Genomic DNA, 15,624 nt, shown 5'->3' with positions numbered 1-15,624 from the left:
AAGAGCCGTAAGCGAGTTCATCCCGCCTTTCGGATGGATGCCTTCAGCTTCCTGAGGTCGATCGCCGAACCGTCCTCCACCGCCTTTGCCGCCATCGTCTTGATCTCGCCGCGCTGCAGCTTCTGGGTCGAACTCACCGGCAGCCTGTCGACAAAGACCACGTAGCCGGGCAGTTTGTGATAGGCGATATGCGCGCCGGCTGCCTCGATGACCCGCTTCGCCTTCTCGACCGGCTCCGCCGAGCCAGCGGTTTCGCCTTCAACGATGAATGCAAAAACTTCCTCGCCGCGCAGATCGTCCGGCACCGGCGTTACCGCAGATGCCTTGATTGCCGGATCCTTGGCAAGCGCGGCTTCCACTTCCAGCACGGCGATGTTTTCGCCGCTGCGCCGCACGATGCTCTTCTTGCGGTCGAAGAAATAGAGAAGCCCCTTGTCGTCGGCATAAACGACGTCGCCGGTATGGAACCAGCCGCCTTCCCAGGCCTCCTCGGTCGCCTTTTCGTCCTTCAAATAGCCGCTGAAGAAACCGTCGCGCGGGTTCGCGCCTTGGGCGCGCACCAGCAGTTCCCCGGGCTTGCCGAGTTCCGCATCATTCCCCGCATCATCGACGATCCGAAAATCCATGCCGGCACGCGGCCGGCCGATGCAGCGCAGGCCCGGTGTATATTCGTCCGCCGCTGTGGTGGTCACGGCTCGGCCGCCGGTCTCGGTCATCGCCCAGGCTTCGACGATCGGGATGCCGTAACGCGCCTCGAATTCGATCTTGTGACGGGCATCGACACCCGGCCCAAGCGCGAATTTCACCTTGTGCGCCCGTTCCGCTTCAACAGTGGGAAGTTGCAGCAGGATCGCGGGAATGACGCCCAGGCAATGAATGATGGTCGCGCCGGAATCGGCGATCGAGGCCCACCAGCTGCTCGAATGGAACCGGTCGAGCGGCGCGACCGCGCCGCCCTTCATGATCATGCCGACCGCCGTGCAGCCGAGCGCATTCATGTGGAACATCGGCAGCGGCGTCAGCGCCACTTCGGTTCCCTCGCCCATCTCGGCGATGCCGCCCTGCGTCGTGTACCATTCGGCGATGCCGATGAAATAGACGTTCGAGAGAATACAGCCCTTCGGCTTGCCGGTGCTGCCGGACGTGAAGAGCAGCGCGCATTCGGCATCCGGGCCGCCGGGTCGCGCCTCGCGCGTTTCCGGCGAAGGCGGAATGTCGTCACCGGCAGCGATCACCGTCACCTTGCCGGGCGAGATGGCCCGCAGATCATCCAGCCGCTCGCGGACGACCACCATCAGCGGAGTCTCGGCCATGTCCAGCTGGAACAGCAGCTCGTCGCGGCGCAGATCGGGATTGACCGGCACGATCGAGACGCCGATTGCGTTGAGTGCCAGCCAGTAGTCGAAGAATTCCGGACGGTTTTCGAGGAGCAGCGCGACGCGGGCTCCGATCCCGTATCCTGCCGCCGCGAACTTCTGCTTCAGAAGACCGACGCGAGCGAAAACCTCGCCATAGCTATAGCGAAAGCCTTCCGGCGCATAAGGCAGCTTTGCGCTGGCCGGCGCGATCAGCATCGGCGCGCCCGGTTTTTTCAGCGCCTGGGCCTCGAACAGCAGATAGGGAGAATGCATGACTCTATCCTTATGCCCGTTCCAGGATGCCCTTGATCAGGAACATCTCGGCCTCGTGGATCGTGCCGAACTGGATCCATTCCGCATCCGTCTGCGTCTCCAGCCGCCAGGTCAGCAACGTCACCACGCACTTGTCCGGCCCCATGCGCAGGAGTTCGCCCGGAATGACGCGAGACATATTGCGGAATTGCATGGTTTCCTTGGCCGCGCCGACTTCGTAATCGACCTGGAAACGCGCACGGTCGACATTGAGCCGCACGAATGTCTGTTTTCCGGTAAAGGTCGAAGTGCCGCAGAAGAGGCCGGGCTCGACCTCGGTGCGATTGAGGCTGCCCCAGGCCCACTGCCCCTGTTTCAGCCCGTCCGACATGAGTTCAAAGGCGACCGCCGCCGGGCGCTCCACCATGATGCTGCTGGAATGACAATGCGGATCGATCATGAGCGTCCCTCTTTCAGTCGCGTTGAGGCGTCATTTCCCTAAAAGGCATTTTAAGCATAAAATAATTGGAAAGGACGTCAACGGATTTTTACGAGGCCGGCTTTTGGTGGCCCCTTTGGTGATCCCCGCCCATCGGGTTCTCAACCTGGGGGCTGACAAAAGCCCAGCATTTCCGGCCCTCTACACGCAGAAGTCGACGGGATTCTCAATTTCTCACGATCGGAAATTTTAGGCTTGAAGTAATTTATACCTCGTTCTACGATCCCCTCAATTGTTAAGGGGACAACCGCGAAAAGCGGGTCAAAAGAAAAATCGAAGCCCCTGGCAGGATTGCAGGCTTGCGTTCACCAACCGCCGCAGGTCCGTCGGCCGCGATCGACGGGCAGAACCAGAGGGATCGTCATGACTTTTGAAATCGACCGCAGAAATCTCCTGCAGATGCTCGGCCTTGCCGCGGTCAGCGGCTCCGTGCTCTCGCAGGCCACAATCGCCTTCGCTGCAGATACTGACAACGTCACCATCGGCTGGCCGTCCGACGTGCCGTCCTGGGACCCGAACCTGCGTTTCGTTCCGGATGCGCAGCCGCTCTTCAAGATGGTTTTCGACCAGCCGCTCGATCAGTCGCCGGACCTGAAGCTCATCGGCAATCTCATCACCAAGTGGGAACTGAAGCCGGATGGCCTTTCGATGCCCTTCGAGATCCGCAGCGACGTGAAGTTCCACAACGGCGATCCGATGACGATGGAGGATTTCAAATATACCTTCGTCGACCGCATCAAGTCCGGCCTGAAGCTCGACATCGCCAATTCCTGGCGCACGCTCACCGACATCGAGATCCTGTCGCCGACATCGGGCGTGATGAAATTCTCCGCCCCGACCCCGACCGCGCCGCAATGGCTGGCTTTTCTCGGCAGCTATCTCGTGCCGAAGAAGTATATCGAATCCGTCGGCCCGGAAGAGTTCGCCAAGAAGCCGGTCGGCACCGGCCCCTATAAACTGGTCGATTACCAGATGAATTCCCGCATCGTGCTGGAGCGCAACGACGATTATTTCGGCACCAAGCCGAAGATCAAGCGCGTCACCATCGACATCATCAAGGATCCGTCGGCCCGTACGGCCGCCATCCAGTCCGGCCAGGTGGACCTCACCGTCAACATCCCGGTCCGTGAAGCCGAGCGCCTCGGCAAGACGGAAGGCCTGACGGCCGAGATCAACCCGTTCACCCGCCTGATCCTCCTGCAGATGCGCAACGACAAGGGCTTCACGGACATGGCCGTCCGCCTTGCAGCCCATCACGCGATCGACAAGGCAGCGCTCTCCAAGGCCTTCTACGGCGGCGCGGCCGTGCCGCTTTCGGTCCCGGCCACGCCCGGCACGCCCGGCTACCTGCCCGACTATAAGTTCGCCTACGATCCGGAATTGTCGAAGAAGCTCTTGGCGGATGCGGGTTACACGGCGGACAAGCCGGCGACCTTTACGCTTGCCGCCACCAACGGCCAGTTCCCGAGCGATTTCGATATCGCCAGGGCGCTGGTGCAGATGTGGCAGAAGGTCGGCCTGAAGGTCGAGTTGCAGCAGATCGAATATTCCAAGTATTTCGAACTGAACCGCGGCGGCCAATTGCCGGAAGCAACGCTTTACAGCTTCGACAATGCCACCGGCGACCCGGAAATCTTCTCCGGCTACCTGATGAACCCGAAGATGCCGTTCGGTGCGTGGAAGGGTCCGGAAATTGGCGACAAGATCCTGAAACTCTTTGTCGAGCCGGTCTACGAGAAACGCATCGCCGGCTATAAGGCCGTCGCGCAGGAGGCCGTCGAAACGGGCGCCAATATTCCGATCCTGCAGAGCGTTCAGACGCTGGTCAAAAAGAAGAGCCTCAACTACGTCAAGTACGGCAATGCCTGGGTCCTGGGCAGCACCATGTCCTGGTCCTGATACCGGCTGACGTCGCCATCCAGGGGTCCGGGTACGCCCGGACCCATTCTTTCACATCGTCATACGGGGCATGCGCATGATTGCGACCATTGCCAAGCTCTTGGTAAAGCGTGTGCTCACCGCGATACCGATCCTGCTGCTTGTTTCTGCGCTTCTCTTCTGCATCCTCCGCATTCTGCCGGTCGATCCCGCTGCAATGTCCCTGCCACCCAATGCGACGGTCCAGGAAGTCGAGGCCATGCGCACGGAAATGGGGCTCAACCTGCCGCTCTACCAGCAATACGGCATCTGGCTGAACAAGCTCTTCCACGGCGATATCGGCCGCTCCATCCATTTCCGCCAGGATGTGACCAGCCTGATCGGCTCAACCCTGCCCGCCACCATCGAGCTTGCCGTCATCGCCATGATGGTTGCCACCGTCTTCGGCCTCGCGGGCGGCCTCTTCCTCTTTTATGTCCGCGGCACTCGCGCCGAAGCGGTGATGGATTTCGTCTCCATCCTGCTGCTCTCGCTTCCCGAATTTCTTTGGAGCCTGTTCCTGCTGCTGATCTTTGGGGTCTTTTTCGAAGTCCTGCCCTTCACCGGGCGGCTGAGCCCTGGCTTCGAGCGCCCGGTCGTCACCGGTTTCCTGCTGCTCGACAGCCTGATCACCGGCAAGATCTCGACCTTCCTTAACGCCCTCCAACACATGATCCTGCCGTGCCTCGCGCTCGGCATCGCACTTTCGCCATCGCTGATGCGCGTGCTGCGCTCGAGCCTGCTTGATGCCTATCAGGACGACTACATCCAGCAGGCGCGCCTGCGCGGCCTGTCCGAAAAGCGCATCCTCATCCGCCACGGCCTGAAGAACGCCATCCTGCCGACGCTCAGCCTGATGGGCGTGCAGTTCGGCTTCCTGTTCGGCGGCACGCTGCTGGTCGAGATCATCTATTCCTACCCGGGCATGGGCAACCTGATGGTCGACGCGATCCGCAACGCGGACCTGCCGATCATCCAGGGTGCTGGGCTCACCTATTGCGTCGCCGTTCTGGTGATCAGCATCGTGGTCGACAGTCTCTACCTGATCCTCAACCCGAAACTGAGGGTGCGCTGACATGCAACAGCACGCTAAAGGGCGACCGGTTCCGCTCTGGCTGAAATCCGGCCGCGTCCAGACAGGCCTGGTGATCATCTTCATCCTCGCCGTCTGCGCGATCTTCGCGCCCTATCTGGCGCCCAACGATCCGAACGAACAGAACCTGCTGTCAATCCTCACCCCGCCCGTCTGGGCCGATGGCGGCGATGCGATGTTTCCGCTCGGGACCGACAGCCTCGGCCGCTGCGTTCTCTCCCGCCTGATCTTCGGCGCCCGCGTGGCGCTCACCGTGGCGTTTACCGCCTCGATCGGCGCGATGATCATCGGCGCCTTCTTCGCCCACGTCGCTGGTTATTTCGGTGGCTGGGTCGATTGGGTGATCGGCCGCATCGTCGAGATCTGGCTCTCCTTCCCTCCGGTCATTCTATCCCTGATCCTGATGGTCGGCCTGGGCACCGGGCTGCGCAACGTCGTGCTTGCCATCGTCCTGGTCGACTGGACCCGCTTCTGTCGCGTGCTGCGAAGCGAAGTGATCGTCCTGCGCCGACGAGACTACGTCTCTGCCGCGCAACTCATCGGCTTTTCCCACTGGCGCACCATCACCCGCGAAATCCTGCCCGGCACGCTGCCGCTGCTCATCACGCTGATGAGCCTCGAAATGGGCGTCGCCATCATCGTCGAGGCGATCCTCTCCTTCGTCGGCATGAGCGTCGGCTCTGAAACGGCCGCCTGGGGCCAGATGATCGCCGATGCGCGCCAGAACATCTACGAGGCGCCGTTCAACCTGATCGCCCCGATCTTCGCGATCTTCTTCGCGGTCTTCGGCTTCAATATCCTGGGCGACGGCCTGCGCCGCACCCTCGACACGCGCCTGACCCAGACGGAGCGCACCTGACATGGCCATTCTCCCAACCAGAAATCCCATTCTTTCCGCGCAGAACCTCTGCGTCGAATCGGTAGGAGCCAAGGAAAGCTTCCCGGTGCTCACCGACCTCAACTTCTCGCTGGAGCCCGGCAAGATCCTGGGCCTGGTCGGCGAATCCGGTGCCGGCAAGTCGATGATCGGCCGTACCATCTCACAATACCTGCCGAAGGGTTTTGCGGTCACCAAGGGCACGCTCGCCTTCGATGGCGAGGACCTGGTGAGCATGCTGCCCGAACGCCGCCGCAACCTGCTCGGCCGCGATATCGCCTTCATCCCGCAGGAGCCGCTTTCCGGCCTCAACCCGGTCTTGACGGTCGGCCAGCAGATCAAGGAACACCTTCTGCGGATCGGCCTTGCCCCCGGTGAGAACTGGCGCGAGCGGGCGCTGAAGGAGTTCGAATCCGTACATCTGCCGCATGGCGCGGCGCTGCTGGAAAAATACCCGCACCAGCTTTCCGGCGGCATGTGCCAGCGCATCCTGATCGCCATGGCCTTTGCCAGTCGCCCGCGCCTCTTGATCGCCGACGAACCGACCACCGCGCTCGACGTCACCATCCAGGCTCGCATCGTCAAGCTGATCGCCGAGATGCAGAAGCGCGATGGGACGGCGGTGATCTTCATCACCCACGACCTGCGCCTCGCATCCCAGATCAGCGACGAGATCATGGTGCTCTACGCCGGCCGGCCGGCCGAGCGCGGCCCGGCAAAGCAGCTTTTCTCGTCCCCGGCGCATCCCTACACGCGGTGCCTGCAGCTCGCCAACCCGAACATATCGGGTCCGCGCCGCGGCCTCTTCATCCTGCCGGAACGCATGCCGGGCCTGCGCGTATTGAAGGAGCTGAAGGGCTGCCGCTTCGCCTCCCGCTGTCCGAACGCGATCGAGGCCTGCACCCAGGCCGAACCGCCGCTTGCAGATATCGGCCCGAACCATATCGCCGCCTGCATCCGCACCGAGAAGACGCCGGACATCGTGCCGCCGCCGATGGCGCCTGGCCGCGAGATCGCATCGGCCAAAATCCATCTCAACGGCGAGAAACTCACGAAGGCCTATACCACCGCCTGGAGCCCGTTCGCCAAGCGCAGCAGCTTCAAGGCGGTCAACAGCGTCGATTTTTCACTCGGCGAGGGTGAGTTCGTCGGCATCGTCGGCGAAAGCGGCAGCGGCAAGAGCTCTCTCGCCCGGCTCGTCGTCGGACTCGACACCCCGACCGACGGCAGGATCACGCTGGCCGGCCGCGACGTTACTGGCAACGGCAATGCTGAAAAGGCCTATCGCCGCGAATACATCCAGATGGTCTTTCAGGACCCGCAATCGGCGCTCAACCCGCGGCGGCGGATCGGCAGCATCGTCACCCAGGCGAACGAGGCAAGCGGGCTGCACAACAGCACCCGCGAACGCATGGACCGCGCCGCCGAACTCTTGAAGGAAATCGGCCTGCCGCCGGATGCGGCGATGCGGTTCCCTTCGCAGCTTTCAGGCGGCCAGAAGCAGCGTGTCAACATCGCCCGTGCGCTTTGCACCCTCCCGCGCATCCTCGTCGCCGACGAGATCGTCTCCGGCCTCGACGTCTCGGTGCAGGCGCAGCTTCTCGACCTTCTGCTGAAACTCCGCGATGAGCATGGCTTCTCGATGCTGTTCATCAGCCACGACCTTTCCGTCGTCCGTTATCTCTGCGACCGGGTAATGGTCATGTATCGCGGCGAGGTGGTAGAATCCGGGCGGACGGAAACCGTCTTCGCCGATCCGCAGCATGCCTATACCCGCAGCCTGCTCGCCGCCGTGCCGCCGGATGACGTCAACGCCGAATGGTCGCCGGTATTGGCGGAAGCCGGCTATCAGGTCGAATGATGGCGATCGCCGGACGGAGATACTATAGCGGCAGGGATGTCGGCCGCGCCGTCACGATCGCCGACCTCCAGGCGATGGCACGCAGCCGCCTGCCGGCCTTCGTCTTGGAATATCTCGAAGGCGGCGCCGAGGATGAATGGACGCTTCGCCGCAACCGCGAAGTCTTTTCGGAAATCGAGTTCCGTCCCTCGACGCTGACCGGCGTCGGGGTGCCCGATCTTTCGACCACGATCTTCGGCCGCAAGATGCGGCTGCCCTTCATCATCGCGCCGACGGGCTTCAACGGCCTCTTCCAGTATCGGGGGGATCGGCTGCTGGCTGAAGCAGCCGCCAAGGCTGGAGTCATCTTCACCCAAAGCACCGTCTCCAACATGCGGATCGAGGAGCTTTCCAACATCCCCGATCTGAACCACTGGATGCAGCTCTACGTCTTTCGCTCCCAGACCTTCATGGACGAACTGGTCGGCCGCGCTGAAAAAGCCGGCTGTCAGGCGCTGATGGTGACGACCGACGCGGCGACATTCGGCAACCGCGAATGGGACCGCCGCAATTACCGCTCCGGCATGGACCCGACCCTCCGCCACAAGCTGGATATCCTCTGCCATCCGCGCTGGGCACTCTCGGTCATGGCCCGCGGTATTCCGCCCTTCGGCAATCTGCTCGATTTCCTCCCCGCGGATCAGCAGACCTTCGCCCGCACGGCCATCTGGTCGCGCGAGCAGGTGGAGCCGGACCTTCACTGGAGCCACATCCGCCACCTGCGGAAAATCTGGAAGCGTCCGCTGATCGTCAAGGGCGTCATGACATTGCGCGATGCGGAACTGGCCGTCGATGCGGGAGCTGACGGCATCGTCATCAGCAATCACGGCGGACGCCAGCTCGACGGCGCACCGTCGCCGATCACCATCCTGCCGAAGATCGCCGGCAAGCTGAAAGGCAGGATCACCATTCTCGCCGATAGTGGCTTCCGCCGCGGCACGGATATCGTCAAGGCCCTGGCGCTCGGCGCCGATGCGGTCATGACCGGCCGCGCCACGCTCTACGGACTTGCGGCCGGCGGCGAGGCGGGTGCGGCTCGCGCCATTACCATCCTCGAAGAAGAAACCCGCCGCACCATGGCACTTCTCGGCTGCCGCTCGGTCGCGGATCTCGACCGCGACCATATCAAGCTCTAAACGGCCTCATCGTCCTTCAGGGGACGATGATCTTGGTTTCCATCGGAAAATGCGAATTGCCGCCTTCGAAAGGCGGGAAGGTCTTGAAGTCCTCGCGCATGGCGATGCGCGCCGGCGACTGCAGCGCTGCCTGAAGAGCTGCCGGGCTGTCGAACATCACCCGGTTGCGCTGCATGTGGTTGACCCGCTCCCACGGCAGGAACCCGCACCAGTCGATCCGCGACAGGACCTCGATCTTGCGGATCCCCGGGAAGGTTCGCATCACCTGTGGATGATGGCTGACATAATGGTGCATCCAGACGTTCAGGTCCTCCGCCGGACCGGTATAGTGCACCACGTAGGAACAGGGATTGCCGTTCTTTTCCATATCGAGCCTGGCATCGTCGACCGGAAAATGCCGCGCATACATGGCCTGTTGCGTGCCCTTGGCGCCGCGGATGCTCGAAAGCACGCCGGAGGCCGCGAGCTGATGCAGGTGGCCGGCTGGCGCCATGGCGTCTTCCAGATCGGTCAGGTCGTTGAAATAGAGCTGCATGCCGAAGATCGGCGATTGCTCGTCCTTGTTGTACATGTCCTTGGTGACTTCAGGCGTGTAGAGATTGGCCGCGGTCAGCCCGGGGGTCAGCTTGACGATCTCGGCAACGGTCTCGACATCCGCCTTGCTCACGGCGAGCTCGCTGCCATCGGTGTTTTCGAAAAAGGCGAAATAGGCAAAACGCATGGCTTGGTTTCCTGCTTCTATGATGGGACCGCAACGATTGCCGGCGGCCTCTGTTCCCCGGTCATGACCCACTATCGAACCGCCGTCGGCGAAAAACAAGTTTATACCTAAACTATTTTTTGCCCCGTTTGCTGACCAAAAACGAACCGCCACGACATGATTTAAGCTTCAATCTTTCCGCTTGAATCTTGCCGGATTTTCGATCACGATCCGCTCCCATGCGCGTTGAAAGAGGATATGAGACGCCACCGGATCGCTCTTGGGAGAGGGCTCGCGTCACGTCGCTCCATCTGCCAACCATCAAGAAGAATTCACATCCGATCCGGCAGGGAAAAACACCCGCCGGTCGCCAGAACAGAGGGAACGCAATCATGACCATGAGCCTTTTCCGCCGCGCCTTTCTGAGACTCGCGGGTGCCGCCGCGCTGTCCGTCGCAAGCGCCGGTTTGGCCTCCGCCGCGGCGCTTGCCGTCGGCTCCTATCCGAGCAATCCGCCCTTCGAATACAAGACGGCCACCGGCACGTTCGAAGGTTTCGAGGTCGACATCGTCAATGAAGTGGCAAAACGCCTCGGCATGACGGTCGAGATTTCCGACCTCGGTTTCCAGGCGCTGTTCGCCGCCACCTCCTCCAAGCGCATCGATGTGGCGATCTCCTCGATCACCATCACCAAGGAACGTCTCGGCAGCCAGTCCTTCACGCAAGCCTATTATGACGCCGACATGGGCATCGCCACTCGCAAGGAAGCGACCGTTTCCAAGGTCGAGGACCTGAAGGGCAAGGTCGTCGGCGTGCTGGCGGGCTCCACCGGCGACAAGTGGGCCAAGGACAACAAGGAAAAATACGGCATCAGCGACATCAAGAGCTACAATGCTCAGCAGGATCTGCTGATGGATCTCTCCGCCGGCCGCGCCGACGTCGCCGTCAGCGACGTTCCGGGCATGGAATATGCCTTCCTCAAGATGAAGGACCTTGCCGTCAAGGTGCGCATCAAGACCGGCGAACAGTACGGCTTGATGATGACCAAGGACCATCCGCTGCTTGCCAAGGCGAACGATGCGATCACCGCCATGAAAAAGGACGGCACGCTGGCCGCGATTCACAAGAAGTGGTTCGGCTCGGATCCGGCCGCCGGTTCCGCATCCGCAGTCGAACAGCCGCTGCCTAAGCCCTGAGCCGGCTACCGATCGCACGCCCCCCAATCATGCCGGCCGGCGACGGCCGGCTTTTTCGTGAGCTTAGAGGCACCAGGAAATGACCCTCCTCGATACATTCTTCAACCTCGGGGTTCTCGGCGACGCGTTTCCGGCGCTGCTGCGCGGACTGATCAACACCTTCCTGCTCGGTGTGGCGGGCATCGGCATCGGCATTCCCATCGGCCTGGTGATAGCGCTTCTGCGCCTCTACGGGCCGAAGCCGGTGCGTTATCTGACTGTGTTTTACATCGACATCTTTCGTGCGGCGCCGATGCTGGTGGTGCTGATCCTCATCTACTACGCGCTGCCGTTCGTCGGCATCCGCCTGTCCTCCTGGACGTCCGCGGGCCTTGCCTTCTCGATCGTCATGGCCGCCTATTCCGCGGAGATCTTCCGTTCCGGCATCGAGGGCATCCCGCGCGGCCAGTTCGAGGCGGCCGCGGCTCTCGGCCTGCCCTTCTTCGTCACGCTGCGCAAGGTCGTGCTGCCACAGGCAGTCCGCATCGTCATTCCGCCGATGACCAACAACTGTGTCTCGATGTTCAAGGATACGTCGCTTGCCTCCACGGTCGCGCTGCCGGAACTCCTCAAGGAAGCGACGGACGCCCAGGCGCTTTATGCCAACCCGACGCCGCTGATCGGAGCTGCGCTGATCTACATCGCTTTCCTCTGGCCGATGGTGCGGCTGGTCAATCTTCTCGAACAGAGGTTCAACAAGGAAAAGAAGCGCTGATGCCGGAGGCGGCGAGCCTATTCGAAGGCGGCGGCGAGATGGTTGTTGGCGGAGGTCTTGACCGTGCCTATCTCCGACCAGAGCGCCGTAACCGCATGAGGGTCGATATCCGCCATCATGTCCTGCAGCCAGCCTTCGTGCGCCGCGGCCATCGCAGCAAACAGTATCACACCCGCCTCGGTGAGTTTTGCGACCGTCACGCGCCGATCGCCGTCCGGCGTCACCCGCTGGACATAGCCGTCCGCCTCCAGCCTTTCGACGAGCCCGGTGACATTGCCGTTGGTGACCATGGTGCGCTTGGAAAGCTCGCCAAGCCGCAGCCCGTCCTTTTCCCGATAGAGCTGCGCCATCAGGTCGAACTGCGGCAGCGTCGCGCCGAATTCGGCGCGCAGGCGGCGGCGGATTTCCTGGCTGATCAGCTTGGTCGTGGACAGCATCCGCAGCCACAGGCGCAGCTCGGGCTTCGATCGCCCGTGGGCGCCCTGGACGATGATCTCCAGATCGATATCGATCGCTTCCGCTTCTGCCATTCCGAATGTTATCCCTGCAACCGATGCACCGTCTAGAAGCAGATATTTGAAATGTCAAAGGTCGCCACCTGATCGATGCCGCTCGCAGGGTCGTTATGGCCGCCCGCCGCCGTGTCAAAAGCCGCCCTCACTCGTTCCCATGATTCATCCATATGCATATATTCTCCGAAGAGGGCGGCAAGGACGGGCGGGATATCGGCAAGTGGACCACCGGTCGCGCTCGTCCTCAATCGAGTCGGAAACAGGCGACTGCCGGTGAAATGCCCGTTTTTTATCGGCATCCCACCAACTTAAATTTGCGCGATACAGCCCAGCCCGATTGCTTGCATCCTCATATTTTCTGCAATAGGCTCCATCATCGGTTAGCGGCACCCGGAGAGGAAAACCGGCTGCTGCCCGGCTCACGAAACCGGTCATTCAAGGGGAACCCGGCACCATGTCTTCCAGTACACTCACCAGTCTCGCTTCCGCTCTTCTCTCCGGCTCGGTCAAGGTCGTCGACCTGACGGCGCCGCTTGGGCCGGATACTCCCGTTCTCTACCTGCCGCCGCAATTCGGCAAGAACACCCCCAAGGTCGCCGTCCACACGATCTCGGAATACAACGAGGATGGTCCGTTCTGGGCCTGGAACTGGCTGGAGCTCGGCGAGCACACCGGTACCCATTTCGATGCGCCCTGTCATTGGATCACCGGCAAGGACAAACCGAACAACACGACCGACACCATCCCGCCGCAGAATTTCGTGGCTCCGGTCAATGTCATCGACCGGTCCAAGGAAGCCGCGGAAAACCCGGACTACCTGCTGACCGTCGACAGCATCAAGGAGTGGGAAGCCGAGCATGGCGCGATCGAAGCCGGCAGCTGGGTGCTGATGCGCTCCGACTGGTACAAGCGCAACGGCTCCACCGAAACCTTCCTGAATGCGGACGAGAACGGTCCGCACTCTCCAGGCCCGACCGCCGAAGCCATCCAGTACCTGATTTCGAAAGACATTATCGGCTGGGGCCAGGAAACCATCGGCACCGACGCCGGCTCGGCCGGCGGTATGAACCCGCCCTTCCCGGCCCATAACCTCATGCACGGTGCCGGCAAATACGGCCTCGCATCGCTGTCGAACCTCGACCAGCTGCCGCCGAAGGGCGCCGTGCTGATCGCCGCACCGCTGAAGCTCGTCAAGGGCACTGGCTCGCCGGTCCGCGCGCTGGCGCTGATCGCCTGATCCAATCGAAGGGCCGGACCGGAAGGTTCCGGCCCTTTCTGTATCCAGCAGAAAGACGGGCGGCATGGCGGATTTCGACTACATCATCGTCGGCAGCGGTATCAACGCGCTGGTCGCCGCCGCCATGCTCGGCAAGAAGGGCAAGAAAGTTCTCGTCCTAGAGCGCAACGACCGCATAGGCGGCTGCCTGCGCACGGAAGAAATTACCGCGCCGGGCTTTACCCACGACGTGATGGCCACCACCATGGTGCTGTTCCTCACCTCGCCCGCCTACGGCGCGCTCGGCAAGGATCTCGAAGCCCGCGGCCTTGAATTCGCGCATGCGGACCTGCCGACCGGCGTGCTGCGCCCGGACGGCTCCTCCGTCATCCTCTCTAAGGATCGCCAGCGCAATATCGCCACCTTCGAAGCGCTCGCAGCCGGTGACGGCAAGACGTTCGACAGGCAAATGAATGCGCTCGGCGCCGACGCCGCCTTCCTGTTTTCACTTCTCGGTGGCGCGCTCTGGTCCGGCACGACGCTGAAGACGGTCGCCAAACAGGGCTGGGGCAAGGGCCTGCGCAAGCTTGCCGCCTGGTTCGGCGATGCGCTGACGCCGGCGCGCGGTTATCTGGAAACCACCTACAAGTCCGAAGCCGCCCACGCCTTCTGGGCGCCCTGGGTCCTGCATTGCGGTCTGGCGCCGGAAAGCGCCTATTCGGCCGAAATGCTTAAAGTCATCGGTTTTGCGATCGAACTTGCCGGCTGCCCGATCGTCAAGGGCGGGGCGGCCAACCTTGTCAGGGCGTTCGAACGGCTGATCGCAGATCAGGGCGGCGCGATCCGCACCGGTGCGGATGTCGAACGCATCCTTGCCGGCCCGGGCAACAAGGCTGCCGGCGTGCGGCTGGCGAGTGGCGAGACGCTCAACGCCACGTCCGGCGTCGTCTGCTCCACGACGCCGAACCAGATCTACGACCGGCTGCTGACGGACTGGCCGCAACCGGCACCCACCGAAATCCGTGAAAGCGTTGCTCGTTACCGCTACGGCAAGGGCAATATGCAGATCCATTACGCTCTCTCAGCCCAGCCGCGCTGGAAGGGCAATCCGGACCTCGCCAAGGTGGCGCTTCTGCACCTGGCACCCGGCCTGGACGGTGTTTCCCGTGCCACCAACGAATGCGAACGCGGCCTGCTGCCCGCAGAGCCGACCGTCTGCGTCGGCCAGCCGGCCAGCTTCGATCCTTCGCGCGCGCCGGAGGGCAAATCCATCCTCTGGCTGCAGCTCCCAGAAGCACCGCGCTTTATCAAGGGCGATGCAGCGGGTGAGATCGCCATACCCGCCGACGGCCGCTGGACCGATGAGCTGCGCGAACTTTATGCCGACCGCATCGAGGCGCTGCTTTCCCGCCACATCGAAAACTTCGCCGAGATCAAGCTCGCCCGCCGCGCTTACTCGCCGGCCGATCTCGAAGCGATGAACATGAACCTCGTCGGCGGCGATCCCTATGGCGGCTTCTGCGGGCTCGACCAGTTTTTTCTCTGGCGGCCCTTCAAGTCGTCTGTTAACCACCGCACCCACGTACCGGGCCTATATCATATCGGCGCCTCGACCCATCCAGGACCGGGGCTTGCCGGCGGCTCCGGCTTTCTGCTCGCATCGTCGTTGCGTTGAAACGACGTGGCCTAGGAGACATGGATTTCATGGCAGAACGGTTTTCAGGCGTGGTGCTGCGCTGGCATCAGGAGGGCGATCCCGAAAGTCGGCCGACCATGGGCGAAATCGGCCTCAACCATTTCGCACCCTACCTGATGAACCGCATCATCTCCCGCTGGAACTCCAACATGGCGGAGGAGCTGCGCGAATACGACCTGTCGACCGCCAAGATGCGCACGCTCGCGGTCCTCAGCGTCTCCGCTTCGCTTACCATCAACGAGCTTTCCGTCTTCGCCGTCATCGAACAGTCGACCATGAGCCGCACACTCGATTCCCTCGAAGACCAGGGCTACATCCGCCGCACGCCGCGCGCCGATGACATGCGCATTCGCGACGTGACGATCACCGAGGAAGGCCGCACGGCCTTCGGGCGCTTCTGGCCGACCATGTATGATTCACTCCTCAGAATGTTCGACGGCATCGATGAGGAGGAATACCGGGCCTTCACCGGCACGCTCCACAAGATCCTCCTCAACATCCGCAAGCACGAGATCTGA

Annotated in this window: 14 protein-coding genes; 10 read left to right on the top strand and 4 right to left on the bottom strand. The window is 62.3% G+C overall.

The window, feature by feature from the left end:
* Positions 1–17: 17 nt before the first annotated feature.
* Both J2857_RS26595 and J2857_RS26590 read right to left on the bottom strand, forming a co-directional pair.
* Entirely contained in the window at positions 18–1,631 is a 1,614-nt protein-coding gene (locus J2857_RS26595; protein ID WP_210013098.1) for an AMP-binding protein, read from the bottom strand.
* A gap of 10 nt (positions 1,632–1,641) precedes the next feature.
* A complete protein-coding gene (locus J2857_RS26590) occupies positions 1,642–2,070 on the bottom strand; it encodes a hypothetical protein (protein ID WP_210013097.1) in 429 nt (142 codons plus the stop codon).
* 402 nt (positions 2,071–2,472) lie between these two features.
* Here J2857_RS26590 and J2857_RS26585 point away from each other — a divergent pair, with 402 nt between their 5' ends.
* From J2857_RS26585 to J2857_RS26565, 5 genes are all read left to right on the top strand, one after another.
* On the top strand, positions 2,473–4,008 hold the full coding sequence (locus J2857_RS26585; protein ID WP_210013096.1) for an ABC transporter substrate-binding protein: 1,536 nt from the start codon (positions 2,473–2,475) through the stop codon (positions 4,006–4,008).
* 76 nt (positions 4,009–4,084) lie between these two features.
* On the top strand, positions 4,085–5,101 hold the full coding sequence (locus J2857_RS26580; RefSeq protein WP_210013095.1) for an ABC transporter permease: 1,017 nt from the start codon (positions 4,085–4,087) through the stop codon (positions 5,099–5,101).
* Between the two features lies 1 nt (position 5,102).
* Positions 5,103–5,978 carry an ABC transporter permease gene (locus J2857_RS26575; protein ID WP_210013094.1) on the top strand — a complete coding sequence of 292 codons (876 nt, stop codon included), beginning with the start codon at positions 5,103–5,105 and terminating at the stop codon, positions 5,976–5,978.
* A 1-nt stretch (position 5,979) separates the two neighbouring features.
* Positions 5,980–7,857 carry a dipeptide ABC transporter ATP-binding protein gene (locus tag J2857_RS26570; RefSeq protein WP_210013093.1) on the top strand — a complete coding sequence of 626 codons (1,878 nt, stop codon included), beginning with the start codon at positions 5,980–5,982 and terminating at the stop codon, positions 7,855–7,857.
* Positions 7,854–9,032: an alpha-hydroxy acid oxidase gene (locus tag J2857_RS26565; RefSeq protein ID WP_210013092.1), complete on the top strand. Its 1,179-nt coding sequence runs from the start codon at positions 7,854–7,856 to the stop codon at positions 9,030–9,032. Before J2857_RS26570 ends, J2857_RS26565 begins: the two co-directional genes overlap by 4 nt.
* A gap of 16 nt (positions 9,033–9,048) precedes the next feature.
* On the opposite strand, the gene J2857_RS26560 is transcribed toward J2857_RS26565, so the two are convergent.
* Positions 9,049–9,753 (bottom strand): hypothetical protein, encoded by a 705-nt coding sequence (locus J2857_RS26560; RefSeq protein ID WP_210013091.1) that lies wholly within the window; start codon positions 9,751–9,753, stop codon positions 9,049–9,051.
* 377 nt (positions 9,754–10,130) lie between these two features.
* Here J2857_RS26560 and J2857_RS26555 point away from each other — a divergent pair, with 377 nt between their 5' ends.
* Together J2857_RS26555 and J2857_RS26550 are read left to right on the top strand one after the other, a co-directional pair.
* On the top strand, positions 10,131–10,928 hold the full coding sequence (locus tag J2857_RS26555) for an ABC transporter substrate-binding protein (protein ID WP_210013386.1): 798 nt from the start codon (positions 10,131–10,133) through the stop codon (positions 10,926–10,928).
* 79 nt (positions 10,929–11,007) lie between these two features.
* Positions 11,008–11,682, top strand: a complete 675-nt coding sequence (locus tag J2857_RS26550; RefSeq protein ID WP_210013090.1) for an amino acid ABC transporter permease — start codon at positions 11,008–11,010, stop codon at positions 11,680–11,682.
* Between the two features lie 17 nt (positions 11,683–11,699).
* On the opposite strand, the gene J2857_RS26545 is transcribed toward J2857_RS26550, so the two are convergent.
* Positions 11,700–12,212: a MarR family winged helix-turn-helix transcriptional regulator gene (locus J2857_RS26545; protein ID WP_210013089.1), complete on the bottom strand. Its 513-nt coding sequence runs from the start codon at positions 12,210–12,212 to the stop codon at positions 11,700–11,702.
* A 436-nt stretch (positions 12,213–12,648) separates the two neighbouring features.
* Here J2857_RS26545 and J2857_RS26540 point away from each other — a divergent pair, with 436 nt between their 5' ends.
* The 3 genes from J2857_RS26540 (at position 12,649) to J2857_RS26530 (ending at position 15,624) form a co-directional block, all read left to right on the top strand.
* Positions 12,649–13,431, top strand: a complete 783-nt coding sequence (locus tag J2857_RS26540) for a cyclase family protein (protein WP_007758445.1) — start codon at positions 12,649–12,651, stop codon at positions 13,429–13,431.
* Between the two features lie 64 nt (positions 13,432–13,495).
* Entirely contained in the window at positions 13,496–15,085 is a 1,590-nt protein-coding gene (locus J2857_RS26535) for a phytoene desaturase family protein (RefSeq protein WP_210013088.1), read from the top strand.
* A 29-nt stretch (positions 15,086–15,114) separates the two neighbouring features.
* Positions 15,115–15,624 carry a MarR family winged helix-turn-helix transcriptional regulator gene (locus J2857_RS26530; RefSeq protein ID WP_210013087.1) on the top strand — a complete coding sequence of 170 codons (510 nt, stop codon included), beginning with the start codon at positions 15,115–15,117 and terminating at the stop codon, positions 15,622–15,624.

It is taken from the genome of Neorhizobium galegae (assembly GCF_017877055.1).
GTDB lineage: Bacteria > Pseudomonadota > Alphaproteobacteria > Rhizobiales > Rhizobiaceae > Neorhizobium > Neorhizobium galegae_D.
The sequence above is the reverse complement of the archived record's forward strand: the minus strand, read 5'-3'. Positions and strand labels throughout refer to the sequence as shown.

Bases quoted from the DNA above. Each gene is read 5' to 3' on its own strand.
- J2857_RS26595 (WP_210013098.1), bottom strand. From the start codon at position 1,631: ATGCATTCTCCCTATCTGCTGTTCGAGGCCCAGGCGCTGAAAAAACCG.
- J2857_RS26560 (WP_210013091.1), bottom strand. From the start codon at position 9,753: ATGCGTTTTGCCTATTTCGCCTTTTTCGAAAACACCGATGGCAGCGAG.
- J2857_RS26570 (WP_210013093.1), top strand. From the start codon at position 5,980: ATGGCCATTCTCCCAACCAGAAATCCCATTCTTTCCGCGCAGAACCTC.
- J2857_RS26555 (WP_210013386.1), top strand. From the start codon at position 10,131: ATGAGCCTTTTCCGCCGCGCCTTTCTGAGACTCGCGGGTGCCGCCGCG.
- J2857_RS26590 (WP_210013097.1), bottom strand. From the start codon at position 2,070: ATGATCGATCCGCATTGTCATTCCAGCAGCATCATGGTGGAGCGCCCG.
- J2857_RS26585 (WP_210013096.1), top strand. From the start codon at position 2,473: ATGACTTTTGAAATCGACCGCAGAAATCTCCTGCAGATGCTCGGCCTT.
- J2857_RS26580 (WP_210013095.1), top strand. From the start codon at position 4,085: ATGATTGCGACCATTGCCAAGCTCTTGGTAAAGCGTGTGCTCACCGCG.
- J2857_RS26535 (WP_210013088.1), top strand. From the start codon at position 13,496: ATGGCGGATTTCGACTACATCATCGTCGGCAGCGGTATCAACGCGCTG.
- J2857_RS26550 (WP_210013090.1), top strand. From the start codon at position 11,008: ATGACCCTCCTCGATACATTCTTCAACCTCGGGGTTCTCGGCGACGCG.
- J2857_RS26575 (WP_210013094.1), top strand. From the start codon at position 5,103: ATGCAACAGCACGCTAAAGGGCGACCGGTTCCGCTCTGGCTGAAATCC.
- J2857_RS26545 (WP_210013089.1), bottom strand. From the start codon at position 12,212: ATGGCAGAAGCGGAAGCGATCGATATCGATCTGGAGATCATCGTCCAG.
- J2857_RS26540 (WP_007758445.1), top strand. From the start codon at position 12,649: ATGTCTTCCAGTACACTCACCAGTCTCGCTTCCGCTCTTCTCTCCGGC.
- J2857_RS26565 (WP_210013092.1), top strand. From the start codon at position 7,854: ATGATGGCGATCGCCGGACGGAGATACTATAGCGGCAGGGATGTCGGC.
- J2857_RS26530 (WP_210013087.1), top strand. From the start codon at position 15,115: ATGGCAGAACGGTTTTCAGGCGTGGTGCTGCGCTGGCATCAGGAGGGC.